This window comes from Rossellomorea vietnamensis, assembly GCF_008180615.1.
In the GTDB taxonomy this organism is placed as follows: Bacteria; Bacillota; Bacilli; order Bacillales; family Bacillaceae_B; genus Rossellomorea; species Rossellomorea vietnamensis_D.
Window position 1 is genome coordinate 19,821 of sequence record NZ_VTEH01000029.1, and the last position, 7,835, is coordinate 27,655.

At 38.8% G+C, this 7,835-nt stretch carries 5 protein-coding genes; 1 reads left to right on the plus strand and 4 read right to left on the minus strand.

The features are described from left to right. Positions 1 to 104 precede the first annotated feature (104 nt). A complete protein-coding gene (tagU, locus tag FZC79_RS22310; RefSeq protein ID WP_148948827.1) occupies positions 105 to 1,043 on the plus strand; it encodes a polyisoprenyl-teichoic acid--peptidoglycan teichoic acid transferase TagU in 939 nt (312 codons plus the stop codon). 393 nt (positions 1,044 to 1,436) lie between these two features. Here the strand turns inward: tagU and FZC79_RS22315 are convergent, their stop codons facing one another. The 4 genes from FZC79_RS22315 to FZC79_RS22330 form a co-directional block, all read right to left on the minus strand. Next, positions 1,437 to 3,983 carry a calcium-binding protein gene (locus tag FZC79_RS22315; protein ID WP_148948828.1) on the minus strand — a complete coding sequence of 849 codons (2,547 nt, stop codon included), beginning with the start codon at positions 3,981 to 3,983 and terminating at the stop codon, positions 1,437 to 1,439. A gap of 1,102 nt (positions 3,984 to 5,085) precedes the next feature. Then, positions 5,086 to 6,420: a UDP-glucose dehydrogenase family protein gene (locus FZC79_RS22320; RefSeq protein WP_148948829.1), complete on the minus strand. Its 1,335-nt coding sequence runs from the start codon at positions 6,418 to 6,420 to the stop codon at positions 5,086 to 5,088. Positions 6,421 to 6,430: 10 nt separating this feature from the next. Then, positions 6,431 to 7,333 carry a UTP--glucose-1-phosphate uridylyltransferase GalU gene (gene galU / locus FZC79_RS22325; protein ID WP_148948833.1) on the minus strand — a complete coding sequence of 301 codons (903 nt, stop codon included), beginning with the start codon at positions 7,331 to 7,333 and terminating at the stop codon, positions 6,431 to 6,433. Between the two features lie 272 nt (positions 7,334 to 7,605). Further along, positions 7,606 to 7,827 carry an IS3 family transposase gene (locus tag FZC79_RS22330; protein ID WP_435873961.1) on the minus strand — a complete coding sequence of 74 codons (222 nt, stop codon included), beginning with the start codon at positions 7,825 to 7,827 and terminating at the stop codon, positions 7,606 to 7,608. Positions 7,828 to 7,835: the final 8 nt, after the last annotated feature.

A 7,835-nucleotide genomic window follows, 5' to 3' on the forward strand; every position in this document is an offset into this window, starting at 1 on the left:
TATGTGAGCAGGGTAAATACAATACATATAAGAATTTAACTATCTATTTTTACAGAATTTTGCTATTCTATATTATAGTTTGTAAAAAGGTGAGGTAGGCTCATATGAGAAGCGATAAACATAGATTAACAAAACGAAAATGGTTGAAAATAATGGGGATTGCAGCATTAATTCTATTAATCAGCGGTGGAATTTTCGCCTATTTCGTATACGATTCATTGAACGATGCTGCGGATACCATGCATATTCCTATTGAGCGTGATAAGTCTTCAAAGAGAACAGATGAGGTTAAGTTCGATGACCGCCAGCCATTCTCAGTCCTATTGATGGGTGTGGACGAACGGGAAGACGATGCAGGGCGTTCAGATTCCATGATTGTCCTGACTGTCAATCCTGATAAGGAATCTGTCAAGATGCTCAGTATTCCTCGTGATACGTTAACTGACATTGTCGGCCATGGAACTGAGGACAAAATTAATCACGCGTATGCTTTTGGAGGACCGGAAATGGCGATGGATACAGTAGAAAACTTGCTCGATATCCCAATCGACTATTTTGTCCAGATTAATATGGAAGGTTTTAAAGAAATTGTTGATGCTGTCGGAGGTGTTACTGTCCAAAATGACTTGAACTTTTCTTATGGGGGCTATGATTTCCCTGAAGGAGAACTAACGTTAAGTGGGAATGAAGCGTTAGCGTATTCCCGCATGAGGTACGAGGACCCGCGTGGTGACTTCGGCAGACAGCAGCGTCAGCGCCAGATTATTCAGGGAGTCATCCGCGAAGGTGCAAGTGTATCAAGCATCTGGAAGTTTGATAATATCTTGGATGCTCTTGGCAAGAATATTAAAACCAATATGACCTTTGATGAGATGTCCGATATCCAGAAGCATTATAAAGAAGCCGCCCGTGATATCAGTCAAATTCAGATCCAAAATGGACAAGGAACCAGGATTGATAACATTTATTATTATATAATTCCTGATGAAGAGTTAAGTTCGATACAGGATGAGTTTAAGGAACATATGGGGATCGATTCGTGACAGTCACGCCCCGAGTTTTGTCGAATTATCATATAGAAAATGTAAGAAGCTCTAGCTACAAAATTACAGCAGGAGCTTCTTACATTTCTATATTAAGGTTAATTCCCCACAAAACCCCTCCTTTAAGATAAGGCTGGGAATGAGCAATATTGAAGTATTCACAGCAGAGGAATAAGGGCATACTTTCATATGAGGAATTTAGTGCTGAAAAAATTGAGTTAAAGAATATTTAAATCTGAATTATACAATAGAACAATTTCCGTTTTTTAAATCTTTAAAAATAAATCAATAATGTATTAGTTTCCCTTTTAATTTGAAGTTCCAATAATTACATAAAACAAAGGCAAGCCATCAACATGAAGGCTTGCTTTTGTTGTGTTAAGAAGAAAAATACTAATTTAATATGTTTTTCCCATCCACAATCAATGATTCATTAAAACTAGACCATTTATTGATACCTACAAAGTAGGTATCACTGGCAATGGTAAGAACTCCATTATGGATATCCCAAAAGGTGTTATTACTATATTCTATGTTCTCTATTTTAGCAGTTTCCTCTTTAAAGTAATCTTTTATTGTTACAATAGCTTTTGAGTAGTTTATAATTTGTTCAACGGATTTACCAGCTGTATTTACATTACTTGGCATCGTCACAAGGTGCATATCGTAACTGTTTGCTTGTTTTATCAAAACGGTGTCTTCAATGGCAGTATCATGTAGTTTGACTTTATCATTTCCACCCAATTCCAAGATTTTGGTGTGAATTAAGCCAGATGGGATTTCAAATAGTGTATCATCTTGTGGTCCTTGGTAAATTGAATAATGTTCATCAAAATACTGCTCTACGTCATTCGTTATGTCGGCAGCCAACTCGGGTATATTATTCCACTCCCAACTATGCGCACATTCATCAGGATCTGAATTGCTTGTGCATAGTGCTGTCCATTCAGTAATATGCTTCTCTCGAGCAGTAAATGGAGGGAATTTAGCATTAGCAGGCCCTTTTACATCTACCCATTCTCCACTGAATGTCAGGAAAGAGTTATAAGATAATTCATCTTCTAAGTCAAGATTACTTGTTAAGTTATTTAAATTCATTGAAAGCAGTTTATAATTTCTATTGCTCCTTATATCCATCTCCTCAGGTAATAAAAGATTCGATAAAGCTGATTCGAAATCTTCTAAACTGGTAATACCTGCTGGTTCTGAACTGATACCGTATACTTGATAGTTACCGCTGACCGGGTAAAGGGCATGCGCTCCTTTAGCCATTGCTAAAATTGGGTGAGAGTGATACTTCGGCAAGTTTTGATCAAATGGCACACTCACTCGACCTGAGCTCCATTCCTGGTCATTAAATAATCCAGGGGTTGCTAAATGAATAGGTTGGCCCTCCATATGAGCGCCATACACAAGACGCGTTGGCTTTTTTGTATCTTTATTGAACACTAAACTAACACTTTCTCGATCGAAGTTATGTCCAAAGGTACTTGGATCTGTTGAGTTACCTGTCTTTGGATCGAAGGGATATAAAAAATGATAGTTAATGTAAAATTGGTCGCCTCTCTCTAAATATGAATAATAAACAACTGATTCCTCTGCGCTTCCGGTAAGATTACTTAATGATTTTTCCCCTGTGACATTAGAAGACTTCATATCCATAAGGGATTCTGAATGTCCATTATATGGCATAAATTTCCCCAAATCTTCAAATGGAACCTTCACTCCACCGAAAATAGTAGTAAACTGGATATTACCTAGTTTGTTTTCTTCCAAGGTATCATTAAATATATATTTTAGGGAAACTGGATAATATTCTTCCTCCTTATGACGGAGAAGAATTGGCGCATATGTTTGGGCCATTTCTTGAATTTCAGAATCAGAGAATAGAACTGATTCGTTTTCAATAAATACCTCTTGTTCCCAAACAGAATCGTCAAACCAATAGTCCTTCTCTTTTATCTCGATAATATAGGCTCCACTTTCAGGGAAATTTTCCTGAATTAACATATCCTTGTAGTCAATTTCTTTGCTCCACAAAACTTGTTTGGGGTTATCTGATTTTTTGACTTCGTAAAAAAGTTCAGGAAGTCCATCAGAACCATCCCATATTTCTGCTAATTTATTGTTTTTAAAATATGATAACTCAACTTTCAAATTTAAATTTTCATTCTTTAATATATTAAATGCTTTATCATATTCCTTAAGACTAGCAGTACTAAAAGTACTTTCAACTTTATTTTTTATTGGGAGGATGGTCGTGCTTTCGTTGAGATAAAAAGTTGTTTCATTGGTATTCTCGTCATTGATGAATGGAGTCCACTTTTTCACATTTGTCTCTTTATCAATAAGCAGAACTTTATCAGGTTGTTCGTGAAAACTAGTCTTAATAGAAACTTTGTTCTCTGATCCTCCTTCGTTACCAAAGTTGATCTTGATAGGAGCCGAGATGGAGGTTGTGGAAGCTTCGCTATTTAATACCTCATCTATATTAATCGAGTCATCATTAACAATGGTGATGTGGTCAATGACACCTTCTTCACCGGATATCAGATATTCATTCCCTGCCTCATCCTCTAATTTTTTTTCTCCAGCTTTCTGTCCTTCAGGGGAATATGAAGAACCGTCGACCCTAATGTATAAGTCATTTAAGAAACCATTATGATATTCTTCTTGAGCATTAGAGAGGCCGTCTTTATATAAAATATCTAGTGCTGAAGCTATGTACCCGTCCTGATAAAGATATACATTCTTTAAGCCTGCGGTGTTCATTTCAGATGTTTTTTTTAAACTATCTTCATTCATAAATTCTATTAGTGCATAATATTTCTTCACCTCTCCTCCGATATAAATTCCATCATTAGGTGCCGCCCAAACTGCCAATGGCAACTTAATAAAAAGGAAAGCCATCATAACTAAAAATGATATTCTTACTTTCATAGCACTTACCCTCTCCTTATGGTAAATTTTATATACATATACAATATTATCATTTTTTTTGAGGTGAGGTGTTAAATTGTTTAAGAAGATAAAGGGAAGAACTGCTTTCTTTCTGACTATTACTATATTACTTTTTGTTCCACCTTTCTCTAATTTATTTTCTACTCCTTTTTTGTATCCTTCTGTTATGGCAGGGAAAAATATTAGCTTTTATGTAATTTCTATTATTTGCGTGTATTTATTGTTCTTTTTCACCTTCTTTATTGAGGATAAAAGCAATAAACCTATACATCGCTTTCGATATATGATTATAATACTGCTAGTTTTATGGCAGTTAATTTATTGGGGGTTGGGGCTATCACTAGGAGTTTAAGAGCTGTTGAGTTGAGTCTTATTTCATGTTAATTATTATATTATCCACTCCCGTATACCATTAAAATCCAACCATGCAGGGTATAACAATTTATAGACCCTGATTATAATTTTATTATTATTAATTGCGCGGGTTAGGGTTGTCTCTTTTGTTGATTTTCTATCCTTTAAGATCTATAGATACAAAAAAGCCACGCTTTTCTCCTGATGGCTCAGTCTAAATCAAGTAATTTCTTTTCCCACCTTCTTGCCTTATCCTGAAGGTAGGGAAAGAAATCCAAGCTAGCCAACTCTGATTTTACTGACTAACCAAATGGATCGTAATAATACTGGAGGTACCCTTTATAAATTTGCAGCCAATCACCAACCGACAGATGAAGAAGTTAAGCAATTTGAAACCTATACTATGGAAGAGTATACAAGCATAAGTTATAAATCTCATGTAAATAACCACATATATTTGTTAACTAATAATTTCGTAGCGCTAGCCTCTCAAAAAGAAAAAAAATTTATGTATTACTTCGTGTATAATTTCATGGATAACACCGGATTTTTCTATATCACTAACCGAACATCCTAAGGGTGAGGGGGACTATTTAACGAAGAGAAATTGGAAATGTTCTTGTAAGAGATGTAATTAAGTGTGTACTGGGTAATCATAGTGCTTCGTGACACCACTCCAAATTTGTCGAACACCCCCCCACGATTTCTCGTGGGGGGGTGTTCTTGGTTATATTATGGGTATTTTTGCTGAACGATTCAATACCGGGCGCCTCCCGATCGAGATGTAGTCCATTTTCACTTTTTCGGTTTCTCTCAAATCAAAGCAATTTCGTCCATCAAATATGACCGGGTCATTCATTTCTCTCACTAAGTTTTCTAACTGAGAGGTTTTAATTTCTTCCCACTCTGTGATAATGAAGGCCATATCTTTTTTTCTAACCGCTTCTTCCACGCTGCTTGCATAAGATATACGGTCGCCAAAGATACTTCTCACACTTTGAATAGCCACGGGGTCATAAACTACTATATCTACTTGTTGTTGAAGCAGTTTCTCTATGACTTCCAGGGAAGCTGCTTCTCTGATGTCGTCTGTGTTTGGTTTGAAGGATAGACCGAGCACCGCCGCTTTTTTGTTTTTTATCGATCCGAAATGGGCTAATGCTTTTTGAACTAATTTTACTTGTTGACGACTGTTAACATTAATGACCGATTCCAACAGGTCAAACCGGTGTTCCACTTCTCCAGAGATCTGCACTAAAGCAGAGGTGTCTTTCGGAAAGCATGAACCTCCGTAGCCTATTCCTGCTTGAAGAAAGAGGGGTCCAATTCTTTTATCCATTCCCATTCCAGCTGCAACCTCTCCTATGTCTGCTCCCAGCTTTTCACAGAGATTGGCAATTTCATTGATAAAACTTATCTTGGTCGCCAGAAATGCATTTGAGGCGTACTTGATCATCTCGGCACTTTGTATGGAGGTGAGAAGAACCGGCGCGTTGATAGGTTCGTACAAATTCATCAGCTTCTTAGCTGCCACCTCTGAATCTGTTCCAATAATAATTCTGTCTGTCTGGAATGTATCCTCAATAGCCGATCCTTCCCTGAGGAACTCCGGATTGGAGGCTATCTCGAAGTCCAGGGACAACGGAAGTCTTCCTGCAATCCATTGCTTGATTCTTTGATTGGTTCCTACCGGGACCGTACTTTTTGTGACAATGATGGTATGATTTCTTTTCATATTAACGGCAATGTTTTCCGCCGCATCTTTTATAAAAGAGAGATTGGCCGATCCATCCGGGTTTGAGGGGGTACCAACTGCAATTATGATGACCTCAGCCTCTTTGCAGCCAACCGTATAATCCCCTGTAAAAGAAAGCCTATTTTCCATCTGGTTTCTTTGCATAACTTCTTCCAAGCCAGGCTCATATATGGAGGAAAAACCCTGTTGTAATGCTGTTATCTTTTTTTCATCTATATCCAGACAGACTACCTCGTGCCCAATTTCCGCAAGACATACTCCCGTGACGAGTCCTACATAACCTGTCCCGATGACCGTAACTCTCATTAAGCACCTCCTAGGATTTTTGCGTTGCTTTAATCAAGCTGGACATATATCGAAGTAACTCTTCCCTCAATTCAGGGCGCTCCAGGGCATAGTCAATCTGCGCTTGTATAAACCCGAGCTTATCGCCGATGTCGTGGCGTTTTCCTTGAAACATATAGGCATAGACAGGGTGATATTGGTTGTAAATATTAATTGCATCTGTCAGCTGATATTCCCCTCCGGCACCGGGTTTGAGGTCCTCCAGGATTGGAAAAATTTCCGGTGTCAGGATGTAGCGGCCGATGATCGCAAGCTGAGATGGAGCAAGGTCCGCCGGCGGTTTTTCCACCAGGCCCGCGATTGGAAATGTTGTGTGGCTGTTTATACTGGATAAAGCAGGTGCGATGATTCCGTATTTGGAGACATCCTCCAACGGAACTTCCTGCACACCGACGATCGATGCCCGGCACCTTTCGTATTCTCGCATCATTTGCTGGAGGCAGGGTGTCGGGGACTGGATGATGTCATCGCCAAGCATGACGGCAAAAGAATCGTTCCCTATGAAAGAGCGTGCGCATAAAATGGCATGGCCCAGTCCCAACGGTTCTTTTTGGCGGATATAATGGATATTGGCCAGATCCGAAATTTCCTGGACTTCTTTCAGCGGTTTCCATTTTTGTTTTTTTGCCAAGACCTCTTCCAACTCATATGACTTGTCAAAGTGATCTTCAATGGCACGTTTTCCGCGTCCTGTCACGATAATGATGTCTTCAATTCCTGATGCGACTGCTTCTTCGACGATGTACTGAATTGTAGGTTTGTCTACGATCGGCAGCATCTCTTTCGGCTGCGCTTTGGTTGCCGGAAGAAATCGGGTCCCGAGACCGGCTGCGGGTATGATTGCTTTTTTCACCTTGTTCGCGGTGTCGAACATCGGGATGTCGCCAGTTGGATCAGAAGACCATTGAGAGCTTAATTGAAACAAAACCGCCACCTCCTCCGATAAGATACTTCCATCTTATCAAACGAACATTTTGGATAGTACAAATTGACAGATAATTAAAATATACTTAACAATTGGGGTTTTGGGGGTTTGGGCTCTTGGGATTTGGGTTCTTGGGCTTTTGGACTTTGGGCTTTGGGCTTTGGGTTCATTGGTGACAGTGAATCAACCCCCAATAAATGGACAGTCGAAAATACGACATTTTAAGCTGATTTTAAGTAATCTTTAAGGTATTGTTTTGGCGAGACGAATCCAATTTTACTGTGGATTCGTTTCTCGTTGTAACGCTTAATGTACTTTAAAAGGTTTGCTTGAAGAGTAAGTGAATCTTTATTTACTGGATAAAAACAAGGGAATTCAGTCTTTAGGTGAGAGAAGAAACTTTCTATTACTGCGTTATCCCAACAGTTCCCCTTCCGCGACATACTAGGAG